We start from the raw sequence: 14346 nt of genomic DNA on the forward strand, positions 1-14346 counted from the left end.
GTCCATCCATTCGATTGCTGACCGGTGCACCCCGAACCGCAGGGTGCTGCTTGGTGCATTCGTCTGAAGGAGCAACGACTAAAAGGGGCATATCGTCGCGGGAAAGGCATGTCCGGCGATCCCTCAGGGGTGGTACGGGTGGTGCGTGGTCGATAGCATCCGGGCGTGCTCACCCCCTCCTCGGTAGTGGCCAACCTCCGCCGTGCCCGCAACAACCACTTCGTGATCAACGGCTCTGACGGCCTGGCGTACCGCCTGGCCGAGCAGTTGACCACGCGCTACGGCGTGGACGTGGTGGTGCTGATGACCGCCGATCAGCGGCGCGACGCCCGTGACTTCGGCGAGCTGCCGCGGGTGCGCGTCGTGGTGGTCGAACGCGTCGACGAACGCGCCCTGGTCAAGGCCGATGTCGCCACCGCGATCGGGCTCGCGTTGACGGTTCAGGACGACGTCGGCAACATCCACGTCGCGCTGCAGGCCCGGGACCTGGTGCCGGGGCTGCGGCTGGTGGTCCGGATGTACAACTCCCACCTCGGCCGCGGCATCGAGGAACTGCTGGGCAACGCCCGGGTGCTGTCCGACGCCGAGATCGCCTCGCCGGCCCTGGTCGCGCTGGCCCTCGACGAGGTCAACGCGGTGCCCCTGCCCGTCGGCGGCCGCACCCTCGTGGTGGCCCGGCGCACGGACGTGGCACCCGACGACGTGGTCTGCGGGCTGGTGGACACCACCACCGGCGGCACCGCGCCGGACCTGCTGCCCGCCGACCCGGGCCGGGCCGACCTGGTGCTGGCCGAAGCGCGGGTGAGCAGCGGGGTGGCCGACAGCGTCGCCGACACGGTGAACACCGTCGCGCGCACCGTACGCCGCAACGCGCGCCGCTGGCGGCTGCCCGCCGTCGTGGACACCGCGAAGACGCTGATCTCACGCCAGTTCCGCATCGCGGTCGTGGTGGTGCTGCTGATCCTGGTCGGGGCCGGTTTCGCGTTCGCGCGCACCCGGCCGGAGGTCGCCTCGTTCTGGGACGGCGTCTACGTCACGCTGGTCAACGCGCTCGGCGGCCCGCAGCTCGAAGCGGACATCCCGGGGTGGCAGCAGGTGCTGCAGCTGCTCGTCGCACTGGCCGGGCTGGCCCTGGTGCCGCTGATCACCGCCATGGTCGTCGAGGGCGCGGTCAATGCCCGGCTCGCGGTGGCGCAGGGACGGCTACGGCTGCCCGAGGAGGGCCACGTCGTGCTGGTCGGCCTGGGCAACGTCGGCACCCGGGTGCTGCGGTTGCTCTACGACCGGGACGTCCCGCTCGTCGCGATCGACGTCAAGGAGGAGGCGCGCGGTGTGCCACTGGCCCGTGAGCTGGGCGTGCCGCTGATCATCGGCGACGCGAGCCGGGAGAGCACGCTGCGCTCGGCCCACGTGCAGAACTGCCGCGCGCTGATGACCCTGGCCAGCAACGACGTCATCAACCTGGAGGCGGCGCTGCACGGCCGCAACCTGCAGCCGAAGCTGCGGGTGCTGGTCCGGCTGTTCGACGGCGACCTCGCCGCGCGGGTGCGCAAGACGTTCAGCATCCGGTTCACCCGGAGCGTGTCCTACCTGGCCGCGCCGGCCTTCGCCGAGGCGCTGATGGAACGCGAGGTCATCGGCACCATCTCGGTCGAGCGCCGGGTGCTGCTCGTCGCGGAGGTCGTGGTCGGCACGGGCTCGGTGCTCGCCGGACAGCGGGTGGCCGTCGCGGACACGGCCGGAGCGGTACGCGTGATCGCGCTGGCCGAGTTCGGCGAGCCCCGCCCGCTGTGGCGGCCCGCGCCCAACCGGGTGCTCCAGGCTCGCGACCGGATCACCGTGGTGGCCAGCCGCGACGGTCTCAGCCGGCTGATGCGCCAGGCCGCCGGAAACGGCGCGGACGACGACGCGGACCCGGTCGAGCAGGGAGCAGACGCGAGCGCGCCGTGACCAGGCAGCCGCCACCGGCCAGGGTCAGCATGACGAGGCCTGCGGTGCGGGGCAGCCCGGACGTGTCGACGGGCGGCCCGGAGACCTGCCGCCACGAGTTGAAGCCGACCCCCGCGGCGAACAGGGTGACGGTCGCGTCGCAGCTGGCCGGCGTCGAGTCGGCGGCACACTGCACCCGCAGGTCGTGGTCGAGCAGCAGGTCGATGTCGGCGCGGGCCGCCGGATCCAGCGGCGCGCCCCGACGCTGGGCATACCGCAGCAGGTCGTAGCCGAAGTCGTGGGCCTTGCAGGCCGTCGCGAAGTCGAACGGGCGGCCCTCGCCGGGCACCGAGCACGAACCGGTCGGGTTGATCACCCGGAGCGAGCCGTCGGCCAGCCGTGCGGTGCCCGGGGTGTAGTGCATGACCTGCGGGAAGTCCTCCGGCACGGCGGACAGGTCGCCGGCGGGCAGTGCGTGGATCATGTGGGCCGCGGCGACGTCCGCGCTGACCTGCGCGTTGCCCGGGGTCGCGACGGTGAGCGCCGCCGCGATGCCGACGCCGAGCACCAGCAGCGAACGCAGCCAGCCCGGCAGCGGCCGACGGCCGGCGGACGGCAGGCGGCGTGCCCGGCCGTCGGGCCCGGCCCGTTCGGCGGAGAGCCTGGCGAGGGCGGCCAGGCGCGTCCGTGATCGCATCGTTGCGACCCCTTCGCTGCACGCGGCCCGACGGGTTGCCACGCCGCTCGGCAGAGCGGCGCGTCCGGACCGGGCAGCCACGCTACCTGCGGTTTCGCTGATCGCCCAGCGGGTCACCCACCCGTGTTCCATAGACGGTCGCCTATTACGTCGAGAATTTGTAGATCAAACTCGATGTCATAGGCCACCGTCTATGGAAAAAGGAGCGGCGCGGGGCGGGCCAGGTGGCCGCGAGGTCAGCGGGTGGTGGGGTCGGGTTCGAGGTCTTCGTCGTCGACTATGTCGTCGTCCGGGATGAGGTCGGGGTCGGGCTCGTCGTCGGGGTCGTAGCCGAGGACGGCCTGCTCGTCCGGGCGGTGGACCAGGACGTCGTTGAGGAACGACTGCACCGCGGGCGCCAGGCCCACGTCGCGGCCCGCGGTCTCGCTCAGCGTCCAGCGGTGCTCGATGATCTGCACGAACAGCTCCGGCGGCTCCAGCTTGCCGCGCAGGTGGGCCGGCACCGCGCGGATCACCGGCTCGAACACCTCGGTCAGCCAGCGATGCGCGGCCTGGGCCTCGTCGGGCAGGTCCTCGGACTCGGCCCGGTACGCGTCGAGGTCGTTGAGCAGCGCGCGGGCCTGGTTCTCCTCGGCGTCGAGGCCGGTCAGGCGGAGCAGGCGGCGGGTGTGGTGACCGGCGTCGACGACCTTCGGGCGCAGCATGATGCTGCGGTGCCCGCCCTCCTCGACGACGGACATCGACACCTCCTCGACGTCGAAGCCGAGCTCGTTGAGGCGGCGGATGCGCTTGTCCATCTGGCGGCGGGTATCGGTCTCGACGGCCTGCTCGTGGGTCAGCTCGTGCCACAGCGTCTCGTAGCGGCGCACCACCTCGTCGGAGACATGCTCGGGGTCGATGCCCTCGTGCAGCAGGCCGGCGGCCTGCAGGTCCAGCGCCTCGCCGAAGATGTTGGTGCGGGCGATCTCCAGGTCCTCGCCGCGCTGGCCGGGGGACAGCCGCAGGTGCAGCTGGCCGGTCTCGGCGTCGACCAGGTACGCGGCGAACGCGCCCGCGTCGCGGCGGAACAGGGTGTTGGACAGCGAGCAGTCGCCCCAGAAGAACCCGAGCAGGTGCATCCGCACCAGCAGTGCGGCGAGCGCGTCCAGCAGCCGGTTCATGGTGTCGGGGCGCAGCGTGTGCGAGAACAGCGCCCGGTACGGCAGGGAGAACTTGAGGTGCCGGGTGACCAGCACCGGTTCCAGGTGCTCGCCGTCGGCGGCGACCCGGTCGGCGACGATCGCGACCGCCTCGACCGAGGGAGCGCTGATCCGCTCCAGCGCGCGCAGCAGGTCGTACTCCCGCTCGGCGATCTTCTCGCGGGTCTCCTTCACCGCGTACACGGTGCCCTGGAGTTTGACGAAGCGGACCACGTGCCGCGAGATGCCCTGGGGCAGCGCGACCAGGTGGTCGGCCGGCCACTCCTCCAGTGGAGTGGACCAGGGTAAATCGATCAGGGCAGGGTCGACTAGGGCCGAGGTGATCCGCACGCGAACAGCCTACGGATTGGCCCACACCTGCCGCGAATCCTCTTTTCGGCCGAGGCACCGGCCACAGTGCTGCGTCGTTGCACGTAGGGAGCTTGTCCGGAGTCGTTCAGGAGGCTGGTCGCATGCGCCGTACGGTCGCGCTGGTGATGGGAATCTCTGCCGTGTTGGCGCTCACCACGGCAGCGGGCGCCGCGGTGCTCGGCGAGGGATCCCCACCCGCAGCCGGGCCGGATGCCGCCCGCTCGATGGTCACCGCGGTGCAGGGGGCCGCGTCCCCGGCCGCGGGCGAGGTCGTCGCCCCGGTCGCGGCGAAGGGCAAGGACGCGACGGTACGCCAGGCCGGCCGGGCCGAGGCGGGCCGGCTCGAAGCCGCCCACGCGGTGCTCGGCTACCTCGACGCGGACCGCAGCGCCACCCTGCGCTACCCCGGGGCCGAATACGTCAAGGTGCACTTCTCGCAGCTGCTGCTGCTGCCCGGCGACTACCTGACGGTCAGCGACCCGAAGCGGACCGAGGTGCACCGTATCGACGGCGACGCGGTCGGCTCGGTGCTCGGCACCGCGGGCCGCTGGGCGATGTCGGTCACCGGGGACACCGCCCTGGTCGAGCTGCACAGCTCGAACCTCGACCTGCTCGGGCTCGGTGGAGCCGTGGCGCGGCTCGGCGTCGTGATCGACAAGGTGAGCCGCGGGCACACCGAGCCGGAGCGGGCCGCCGCGTCGGAGTCGTACCAGCGGGCCAAGCGGGACGCGGCGCGCACCGGCCGCGAGGAGACCGTCTGCGGCTCCGACCAGAAGGCCGACGCGGTCTGCTACCGGACCACCGAACCGGTGGTCTACCGGCGCTCCAAGGCCGTGGCCCGCATGCTGATCGGCGGCGTCGAGCTGTGCACCGCCTGGCGGGTCGGGCCGCGCAACCTGCTGCTGACCAACAACCACTGCGTCGCCGACAAGAGCGAGACCACCGACGTCGAGGTGTGGTTCAACTACCAGTGTGCCGAGTGCGGCGGCTTCGACGTGTTCCGGCCGACCAAGGTGTGGCTGAGCGAGCTGGTCGCCACGGACCGCACCCTCGACTTCAGCCTGTTCTCGGTGACCGACTTCGACCTGGTGCAGAAGTTCGGCTACCTGGAGCTGGACCTGCGCCGCCCGGACAAGGGCGAGGAGCTCTACATCCCGCAGCACCCGGCCGGTGCGCCGGCCATGGTGGCCGTCAGCAGCGACCGCGACCGGGCCGGCAACTGCGCGGTGGAGGACAGCGACTACGACGGGTACGCCAAGGACACCGACATCTCCTACTACTGCGACACCGAGGGCGGCTCGTCCGGTTCGCCGGTGCTGTCCCGGCGTACGGACAAGGTCATCGCACTGCACCACTTCGGCGGCTGCCCCAACTCCGGCGTCCGCATGGAACTGATCGACAAAAAACTCGCCGACCTCCTCTGACACCCCGCCCCCTCGCGGTGATCATGAACTTGTGGCAGGGGTCGTCGGCGTGTCGTTGCCATAACTTCATGATCACCTGGGGGTGCGGCCGAGGTGGAGATCGTGTGGTGGGGTGGTGCAGGCATGCCGGGGTCGCCGGGGCGGTCAGGCATAGTGGGCCGGTGCGGATTCCGACGCGGCGGCTGAGCCGGTTCGACAGCTGGTGGTGGGACGTCACCCTGGTGGCGGTGCTGGCGCTGATCACGGTGCTGGCGGCGCGCGGCGTGACAGAAGGGCTGGACCTGGGCGTACGCGACTGGGTGCAGAGCCACCAGCCGGGCTGGGTGCACGTGATCGCGCGGGCGCTGAACTACCTCGGGCAGGGCTGGCTGGTGATGTGGATCATCACCGGATCGCTGACCGTCACGCTGCTGGTGCGCACCCGGGACCTGCGGGTGCTGCTGCCGGGGGTGACCGGGTTCCTGCTGACGTACCTCACCATCGGGCCGCTGAAGCTGTGGACGCACCGGGACGCGCCGAGCAGCGGACTGCCCAACGCGGTGGAGCTGTTCAACCCGCTGGCGGTGGTGTACTCCAACTCGTACCCGTCCGGGCACGTGGTGAACGCGATCGTGTGGTGGGGCGTGATCGTCATCCTGGCCTCGCGGCTGTGGCGGCTGCCGCCGACGCTGGTGCGCTGGATGCGGGTCGCGCCGCCGGTGATCGTCCTGTGCACGACGACGTACCTGTCGCACCACTGGGTCACCGACGGGCTGGCCGCGCTCGCCCTGGGCCTGCTGCTGGACCGGATCATCCACCGGATCGACTGGGACGCGATCCTGCCGCCCGCCCGCTGAAACCGCGCGGCATTCATGCTGACCTCGGCGTTCCCTGGTGGAACGTTAAGAAGGTGCCCTTCCTGTACACATAGCGTTAAGAAGGTGCCCTTCCTTTATTCAATGGGGGCGGGCTAGCCTGCGGGCGTGATCTCGACGTTGGCGCGGCGGCTGGGGTTCGGTGACGCCGTCGTCATCGGGCTGGGGGCGATGCTCGGCGCCGGGGTGTTCGTCGTGTGGGGTCCGGCGGCGGCGGCCGCGGGCACCAGCGGGGCGTTGCTGACGGCGCTGCTGATCGCGGCTGTGGTGGCGGCGTGCAATGCGACGGGGTCGGCGCGGCTGGCCGCCCGGTATCCGGAGTCCGGTGGCACCTACGTCTACGGGCGCGAGCAGCTCGGGGCGTTCACCGGGTTCCTGGCGGGGTGGGCGTTCGTCATCGGCAAGACGGCGAGCTGCGCGGCGATGGCGCTGACCATCGGGTACTACCTGTGGCCCGCGTACGCCCGGCCGGTCGCGGTCGGCGCGGTCGTGGTGCTGACCCTGATCAACATTCGCGGGGTCGCCAAGACCGCCGCCGCGACCCGGGTGCTGGTCGCGATCACGCTGCTGGTCCTGGTCACGGCGGTGGCCGTGGGACTGTGGGGCGGCGGTGCTCCGGAGGCCGGGGCGGTCGGTCCGGCGGGGCCGTTCAGCGCGGCGGGGCTGCTGTTCTTCGCGTTCGCCGGGTATGCCCGGATCGCCACGCTCGGCGAGGAGGTCCGCGACCCGGCCCGCACCATCCCGCGGGCTGTGCCGGTCGCCCTCGGCGTCGTGCTCGTGGTCTACCTCGTCGTGGCGCTGACCTGCCTGTCCGTACTCGGGCTGCCAGCGCTGGCCAGGTCCACCGCGCCGCTGGCCGATGTGGTGGCCGCGGCCGGGGTGCCCGGCCTGGTGCCGGTCGTGCGGGTCGGTGCGGGCGTCGCGGTGTGTGGGGTGCTGCTCAGCCTGCTGGCCGGGGTCGGGCGGACCATCCTGGCCATGGCCCGGCGCAGCGACCTGCCGAGCCGGCTGTCCGCGGTGCACGAACGGTACGCGACCCCGTGGCTCGCGGAGCTGACCGTCGCCGTGGTGATCATCGCGGTGGTGCTGGCCGCCGACGTACGCGGTGCGATCGGCTTCTCCAGCGTCGCGGTGCTGACCTACTACGCGATCACCAACGCGGCCGCGTGGACGCTCGGCGGCCCGAAGCACCTGCGCGCGGTGGCCGCACTCGGGCTGATCGGCTGCGTCGTGCTCGCGATGACCCTGCCCGAGCCGACGGTGCTGGCCGGGGCCGGGATGCTCGCCGTCGGCGTGCTCGCCTACGCCGTCAGCCGCCGCAAGGGCTGACCGTCAGCGCGCCAGCGCGGCGCGCAGCCCCGCGTTCACGGCGGCCATCGTGTACGGGCCGAGCGCGCCCGCGGGCGGCGGCAGTTCGTCGCGCCAGAGCTTCTCGACGTCGTCGCAGAGGGCCCAGCCCGCGAGATCTCCGCAGTCCTGTCCCAGGAGGACCACGGTCTCGATGCGGGTGTTCCGGTTCGTGGTCGTGATGCGCACGGCGAGCACGGTGGTCAGCGCGCGGTTGCGCCGGTTGTTGCTGACGACGGCGAACGGTTTGCGGCCGAGCTCTCCACCGAGGTCGACGAAGTAGACCTCGCCGCGGACCGGAGCCCTCATCGGCGCTCGCCGGAAGCCGCGGACTCCTCGGCCGTCCACTCCGCCACCGAACGGGCGCGGCGCTCCCGGTGGGCCGCCCGCTCCGCTGTCGCCTGGCCGTTGTGCCAGGTGGCCATGTGCTCGTAGCCGATCTCCAGGCAGATGTCGCGCAGGGTGGCGTCGGCGACGTCGAGCATCGCCCGCAGCCGTGCGCCCTCGCTGGTGAGGTCGGGCGTCTGCCCGCGCTGCGCATACCAGAGTTCCAGGGCCTTGCGCAGCATGGACTCGGTGCCCAGCTCATGCACCGTGTCGGCGACCCCATCGGTGACGGTGACACTCAAGCGCTTCATTGCACCAGGCTATGCACCACCATATGGTGCGTCAAGCGGTGCGGAGCCGGTGATGACCGCGGCGAGGCGGGTGCCCGGCCGGAAGGCGCCCTGTTCGGCCAGGTCGAAGAGGGCGGCCAGCAGCTTGCCGGTGTAGACCGGGTCCAGGGCCAGGCCGTGGCGGCGGTGGAAGTCGGCGACGAAGGCGTCGAGCCGCGGGGTGCGCTTGGCGTACCCGCCGAAGTGGTGGTCCAGGCCGATCCGCCAGTTGCCCGTCGGCGCGCCGAACGCCTCCCGTTGGAGCTCGGTGACCTCGTCGGCCAGGAAGCCCGCGCCCTTGAGCACCGCCACGCCGAGCGCGGTCTGCGTTCCGGTCAGACCGCCGGCGAGGCCGGCGAGGGTGCCGCCGGTGCCGACCGGGCAGCAGAGCACGTCGAAGTCGACCTCGATCTCGGTGGGCAGTTCGGCGCAGCCGCGCACCGCGAGGGCGTTGCTGCCGCCCTCCGGGATCACGTAGCAGTCGCCCCAGGTGCGCCTCAGCTCGGCGAGGACGGCGTCGGTGTGCTTGCGGCGGTAGGTGTCGCGGTCCAGGTAGGCCAGGGTCATGCCCTGGGCGGCGGCGTACGCCAGGGACGGGTTGAGCGGGAGGTGCTGCTCGCCGCGCACGATGCCCACGGTGCGCAGCCCGTGGCGGCGGCCGGCGGCGGCGACCGCGCGCAGGTGGTTGGAGTAGGCCCCGCCGAAGGTGAGCAGCGTGCCGAACCCCTGCTCCCGGGCCGCCGCCAGGTTGTACTTGAGCTTGCGCCACTTGTTGCCGGGCAGCTCCGGATCCACCAGGTCGTCGCGCACCAGCAGCAAGGTCACCCCGGCCCGGTCGAGCCGCTCGTCACGCAGCTCGCAGACCTCCGGCGCGGGCAGCCGCCCGGCCCCGGGCGAGAGCGAGGCGGGCGTGGCCGGTGGGCGGTCGGAACGGGTCACGCCCACCAGTCCACGCCTGTTCGCCGTGCCGGTCTAGAGCAGGGTGAGGAAGTGCCGGACCGTCGCCGACATCGCGTCGCGGGCCGGGCGCAGGTATTTGCGCGGGTCCACGAGTTTCGGATCGCCGGACAGGACCTCGCGGACCGCACCCGTGGCGGCGATGTTCAAGGCCGTGCCGATGTTGACTTTGACCAGGCCGCCGGTGACGGCGCGGCGCAGCTCGGCGTCGCCGACGCCGGAGGAGCCGTGCAGAACCAGCGGCACCGTCACGGCCTGGCGCAGGGCGGCGATCAGGTCGTGGTCGAGGGCGGCGTCGCGGCTGGTCATCGCGTGGGAGGAGCCGACCGCGACGGCGAGCGCGTCCACCCCGGTCTCGGCGACGTACGCGGCGGCCTCGGCCGGGTCGGTGCGCGCGCCCGGGGCGTGCGCGCCGAGCGGCGGCGCGCCGTCCTTGCCACCGACGGTGCCCAGCTCGCTCTCCAGCCACAGGCCGTGCTCGTGGCAGAACTCCGCGGCCGCCCTGGTCGCGGCCACGTTCTCCGCGTACGGCAGGGTCGAGGCGTCGAACATGACCGACGAGAATCCGTGCTCGGGCGCCTGGTGCAGCAGCGCGACCGACTCCACGTGGTCCAGGTGCAGCGCCACGTCGACCGAGGCCAGCTCGGCGACCGCGCGGGCGGCGGCGCTGATCGGGCCGAGCCGGCCGCCGTGGAACTTCACCGCGTTCTCGCTGATCTGCAGGATGACCGGGCGGCCCGCCGCGGCGGCCCCGGCGGTGATCGCCTCGGCGTGCTCCAGGGTGATCACGTTGAACGCCGCGACGCCGGTCCCGGCGGCGGCCGCCTCGGCGACCAGCTTCCCGGTGGAGACCAGGGCCATCAGATCCACTCTCCCGACTTCATGACGCGGACGACGCGCAGCTCGGCGTCCAGCTCGACGAGGTCCGCGCGCAGGCCGGGGCGCAGCGCGCCCAGCTCGTCGGCCAGGCCGATCGCGCGGGCGGGGGTGGTCGCGGCCATCGCCGCCACGTCCGTGACGGACAGTCCCGCGCCGAGCGCTTGGCGCACCGCGGCGTCCATGGTCAGGGTGCTGCCGGCGATGCTGCCGTTGGCCAGCCGGGCGACCCGGTCGGCGACGGTGACGGTGAGGCCGCCCAGGTCGTACTCGCCGTCGGGCATGCCGGCCGCGGTCATCGCGTCGGTGATCAGCGCGGACCGCGCGCTGCCGGCGCTGTGCGCGGCGAAGGCCAGGGTGCCGTCGTGCAGGTGTACGCCGTCGGCGACCAGTTCGCAGACGACCGTGGGCGAGTCGAGCAGCGCCACGATCGGGCCGGGCTCGCGGTGGTGCACCGGGCGCATGCCGTTGAACAGGTGCGTGCCGACCGTCGCGCCCGCGTCGACCGCGGCCATGACCTCGGCGTACGACCCGTCGGTGTGCCCGACCGCGGCGACCGTGCCGTGCTCGGCCAGCAGCCGGATCGCGTCCAGCGCACCCGCCCGCTCCGGCGCGATGGTGACCATGCGCAGCGAGCCTTCGGCGATCTTGAGAATCTCGGCGAGCTCGTCGAGCGACGGGTCACGCAGGAACTCGGGGTTCTGCGCGCCGCAGCGCGCGTGCGACAGGTACGGCCCCTCGAAGTGCACGCCCGCCAGCACGCCCTCGGCGACCAGCGGCGCGTACGCCAGCACCGCGTCGCGCATCAGCTCGAACGGCGACGACACCAGGCTCGCCAGCATCGTGGTGGTGCCGTGGCGCAGGTGGAACGCGGCCGCCTCGCGGGCCTGCGCGGCGTCGCCGGTGGTGAAGGTGAACCCCCCGCCGCCGTGGTTGTGGATGTCCACGAAACCGGGCAGGACCCACCGGTCCGGGGCCGACGAGCCGGGTTCGACAGATGCGATCCGGTCACCGGCCAGGTGCAGTGAACCCTCGACGACACCGTCCGGGGTGACGATCCGTCCGCTGATCATGAACTCTCCTCGAGCAGGTCCAGGGCGATCAGGGCGGCGCCGAGGCTGCCGGATTCGTCGCCGAGTTCGGCGCGCACGATCTCCGGCACGCGGTGGAAGGTGACCTTCTTACCCAGCGCGTCGCGCAGCGGGGCCAGCAGGGTCTCGCCGGACTCGGCCAGGCCGCCGCCGATGACGACCAGTTCCGGGTCGTACAGCGCCTGGCCGGTGAGCAGCCCGTCGGCCAGCGCGTCGACGGTCTCCGCCCACACCTGGTCGGCGTGCTTGTCGGTGCCGAGCCGCCCGGCGACCTGCGCCGCGGTGGCGGGGCTGCCCGCGAGTTCGGCGTAGCGGCGCTCGACCGCGCTGGCCGACGCCAGCGCCTCCAGGCAGCCGCGCAGGCCGCAGCCGCAGAGCGGGCCGCCGGGGCGGACCACGATGTGGCCGATCTCCCCGGCCGCGCCGTGCGCGCCCGACATGACCGTGCCGTCGACGACGTGCGCGGCGGCGATGCCGGTGCCGATCGGCACCACCAGCACGTGCTTGCGTCCCCGGCCCGCGCCGAGCCGGGCCTCGGCCAGGCCGCTGGCCCGCACGTCGTGGCCGACCGCGGTGGGCAGGCCGGTGCGCTCGACGATCTCGCGGCGCAGCGGCACGTCCCGGAAACCGATGTTCGAGGAGTACGTCGCGATGCCGTTGGCCTCGTCGACGATGCCGGGCACGACCACGCCCGCGCCGACCGGCCGCCAGCCGCGCTCGGCGGCGGTGGCGGCCAGTCCCGCGGCGACGTCGAGGATGGTGCCGAGCACCGCCTGCGGCCCGCGCTCGCGTCCGGTGGCGTGGCGCTCGGTGTGCCGCACCCGGTGGGCGACGTCGACCAGAGCACACTTCATGCCGGTGCCGCCGACGTCGATCGAGACGACGACGTCATCAGGCTGGTGCGCGGTCATGCTTGCTCCTCAGAACCTGCGATCGGGTCAGGCTGACTCATGCCTTCTCCTCGCTCCGCTCGTCGGCGGCATTGTCGAGCCTGCTGACTCGCTTGCTGGCACTCGCTCATGACAGCACTACCGAGCGGGTCAGGTGGCGGGGGGTGTCGGGGTTCAGGCCCTTGTGCTCGGCCAGGGCGACGGCGAAGCGCTGCGCGACGACCAGGTGGGCGAGCGGGTCGAGCGCCGGGTCGTGGACGAAGGCCGCGCCGGTCGCCTCGACGTCCTCGCGCAGGCCGGGCGGGACCTCGCCGAAGGCCCACACCGCGCGGCCGGTGGTGCTGATCGAGATCGGGCCGTGCCGGAAGTCCATCGCCGGGTACGCCTCGGTCCAGAACGTCGCCGCCTCGCGGCACTTCAGCGCGGCCTCCTGGGCCAGGCCGTTGGTCCAGCCCCGGCCCACGAAGGTGACCTGCTCGACGGTCGCCGGGTCGAGCGGCAGCGGCAGGTCGAGGGCGCGCTGCGCGTCGTCGGCGGCCTTGGCCAGGTCCTCGCCGAGCGAGGCCCGCAGCAGGGTGAGCGCGCTGGTGGCGAAGCGGGTCTGCACGACCGACCGCTCGTCGGCCCAGGGCATCGCGATCACGTCGCGGGCCAGCGTGACCGCTGGGGTGTCCACGTCGCCGACCAGCACCGTCGACCGGTCACCGGCCTTGCGCAGGATGTCGAGGACCTCGGTGGTGGTGCCGGACCGGGTGATCGCGATGATCCGGTCGTAGGGCCGCTCTACCGGGAACTCACTGCCGGCGAAGGCGTCGGTCTCGCCCTGGCCGGCGGCCTCGCGCAGCGCGGCGTACGCCATGGCCATGAACCAGGAGGTGCCGCAGCCGACGACGGCGACGCGCTCGCCGGCGCGGGGCAGCGCCCCGGTCGCCTCGGCGGCCTGCGTCACGGCTCGTCGCCAGAGGTCAGGCTGGCTGTTGATCTCTTCGGCGACGTACGTCATGAGGCGGGCCCTCCAAGCAGGCGTGCGCGTAACGGCTCGAAAGTACGGGTTTTCGCGCGCTATTCTGCGCGACGCCTCAGTCGATGGCAACTCAAGAGTCACATACGCGCAGCACATCGCGTTGCATGGGCCGGTTTCGCGCACTAGTGTGCACGCATCCGCTCAGAAATCGCGCAAACGGAGGATCGGTGGACCGGTACGCCCGCTGGAACGCGCTGCTGGAACTGCTCACCGAGTCCGGCCGGGTGACCGTCGAGGAGGCCGCCGAGCGGCTCGACGTCTCGCAGGCCACCATCCGCCGCGACTTCGACCAGCTCGCCCAGCAGCAGATGATCACGCGTACCCGGGGCGGGGCGGTCGCCAGCGGCGTCTCGTACGACCTCCCGCTGCGCTACAAGACCGCCAAGCACTCGGCCGAGAAGCAGCGCATCGGCACCGCCGCGGCCGCGCTCGTGCAGCCCGGCATGGTGGTCGGCCTCAACGGCGGCACCACCACCACCGAGGTGGCCCGGGCCCTGGCCGTGCGCCCCGAGCTCAACTCGGTCTCCGAGGGCGCGCAGCTCACCGTCGTCACCAACGCGCTCAACATCGCCAACGAGCTGCTGGTCCGGTCCCGGATGAAGATCGTGGTGACCGGCGGCGTGGTGCGCCCGCAGTCGTTCGAGCTGGTCGGCCCGCTCGGTGGCGGCATCCTGCGCGAGGTGACCCTCGACCTGGTGCTGCTCGGCGTCAACGCGATCGACGTGACGCTCGGCGCGGCCGCCCACCACGAGGGCGAGGCGGCGATGAACTCGCTGATGGTGGCCCGGGCCAAGCGCGTGGCGATCATCGCGGACTCGTCCAAGCTCGGCAGCCACGCGTTCGCCCGGATCTGTCCCGTGGAACGCATAGAAACCCTGGTCACCGATTCCAATGCCGATCCCGGCGCGGTCGCCGCGTTCCGCGAAGCGGGCCTCAACGTCATCGTCGCCTGACACCTTTCCGTAGGGGCTTCCCTACGGGGTGCGGTTGTGAAGAAACCGGGAAGATCAGGGCTGCGTCTCAGGGTGCATACCCCGTAGGGTGCGGAAGT

The 14346-nt window shown here is 72.4% G+C and carries 14 protein-coding genes; 5 read left to right on the forward strand and 9 right to left on the reverse strand.

The window, feature by feature from the left end:
• Positions 1-165 precede the first annotated feature (165 nt).
• Positions 166-1950: a potassium channel family protein gene (locus HAV39_RS37685; protein WP_191843937.1), complete on the forward strand. Its 1785-nt coding sequence runs from the start codon at positions 166-168 to the stop codon at positions 1948-1950.
• Here the strand turns inward: HAV39_RS37685 and HAV39_RS37690 are convergent.
• Entirely contained in the window at positions 1862-2626 is a 765-nt protein-coding gene (locus HAV39_RS37690; protein ID WP_191843938.1) for a phospholipase A2, read from the reverse strand. The two genes, HAV39_RS37685 and HAV39_RS37690, sit on opposite strands and share 89 nt — an antisense overlap.
• Positions 2627-2862: 236 nt before the next feature.
• Positions 2863-4155: a DUF4032 domain-containing protein gene (locus HAV39_RS37695; protein WP_120317361.1), complete on the reverse strand. Its 1293-nt coding sequence runs from the start codon at positions 4153-4155 to the stop codon at positions 2863-2865.
• Positions 4156-4277: 122 nt separating this feature from the next.
• Between HAV39_RS37695 and HAV39_RS37700 the strand changes: the two genes are divergently transcribed.
• The 3 genes from HAV39_RS37700 (at position 4278) to HAV39_RS37710 (ending at position 7783) form a co-directional block, all read left to right on the forward strand.
• Positions 4278-5600 (forward strand): trypsin-like serine peptidase, encoded by a 1323-nt coding sequence (locus HAV39_RS37700; RefSeq protein WP_191843939.1) that lies wholly within the window; start codon positions 4278-4280, stop codon positions 5598-5600.
• Between the two features lie 161 nt (positions 5601-5761).
• A complete protein-coding gene (locus HAV39_RS37705; protein WP_191843940.1) occupies positions 5762-6436 on the forward strand; it encodes a phosphatase PAP2 family protein in 675 nt (224 codons plus the stop codon).
• Between the two features lie 129 nt (positions 6437-6565).
• A complete protein-coding gene (locus tag HAV39_RS37710; RefSeq protein WP_191843976.1) occupies positions 6566-7783 on the forward strand; it encodes an APC family permease in 1218 nt (405 codons plus the stop codon).
• Between the two features lie 3 nt (positions 7784-7786).
• Here HAV39_RS37710 and HAV39_RS37715 read toward each other — a convergent pair whose 3' ends face one another.
• The 7 genes from HAV39_RS37715 to HAV39_RS37745 form a co-directional block, all read right to left on the reverse strand.
• A complete protein-coding gene (locus HAV39_RS37715) occupies positions 7787-8110 on the reverse strand; it encodes a type II toxin-antitoxin system PemK/MazF family toxin (protein WP_191843941.1) in 324 nt (107 codons plus the stop codon).
• On the reverse strand, positions 8107-8439 hold the full coding sequence (locus tag HAV39_RS37720) for a hypothetical protein (protein ID WP_191843942.1): 333 nt from the start codon (positions 8437-8439) through the stop codon (positions 8107-8109). Before HAV39_RS37720 ends, HAV39_RS37715 begins: the two co-directional genes overlap by 4 nt.
• A gap of 9 nt (positions 8440-8448) precedes the next feature.
• Positions 8449-9396 carry a 1-aminocyclopropane-1-carboxylate deaminase/D-cysteine desulfhydrase gene (locus tag HAV39_RS37725; RefSeq protein WP_191843943.1) on the reverse strand — a complete coding sequence of 316 codons (948 nt, stop codon included), beginning with the start codon at positions 9394-9396 and terminating at the stop codon, positions 8449-8451.
• A gap of 33 nt (positions 9397-9429) precedes the next feature.
• Positions 9430-10275 (reverse strand): class II fructose-bisphosphate aldolase, encoded by an 846-nt coding sequence (locus HAV39_RS37730; protein WP_191843944.1) that lies wholly within the window; start codon positions 10273-10275, stop codon positions 9430-9432.
• Positions 10275-11363, reverse strand: a complete 1089-nt coding sequence (nagA, locus tag HAV39_RS37735; RefSeq protein ID WP_191843945.1) for an N-acetylglucosamine-6-phosphate deacetylase — start codon at positions 11361-11363, stop codon at positions 10275-10277. Before nagA ends, HAV39_RS37730 begins: the two co-directional genes overlap by 1 nt.
• Positions 11360-12292 carry an ROK family protein gene (locus HAV39_RS37740; RefSeq protein ID WP_191843946.1) on the reverse strand — a complete coding sequence of 311 codons (933 nt, stop codon included), beginning with the start codon at positions 12290-12292 and terminating at the stop codon, positions 11360-11362. Before HAV39_RS37740 ends, nagA begins: the two co-directional genes overlap by 4 nt.
• A 106-nt stretch (positions 12293-12398) precedes the next feature.
• Positions 12399-13274, reverse strand: a complete 876-nt coding sequence (locus HAV39_RS37745) for an SIS domain-containing protein (RefSeq protein ID WP_191843947.1) — start codon at positions 13272-13274, stop codon at positions 12399-12401.
• Positions 13275-13462: 188 nt separating this feature from the next.
• Between HAV39_RS37745 and HAV39_RS37750 the strand changes: the two genes are divergently transcribed.
• Complete coding sequence (locus HAV39_RS37750) at positions 13463-14248, forward strand: DeoR/GlpR family DNA-binding transcription regulator (RefSeq protein ID WP_191843948.1); 786 nt, start codon at positions 13463-13465, stop codon at positions 14246-14248.
• Positions 14249-14346 lie beyond the last annotated feature (98 nt).

The organism is Catellatospora chokoriensis (genome assembly GCF_011297315.1).
Lineage (GTDB): Bacteria > Actinomycetota > Actinomycetes > Mycobacteriales > Micromonosporaceae > Catellatospora > Catellatospora citrea.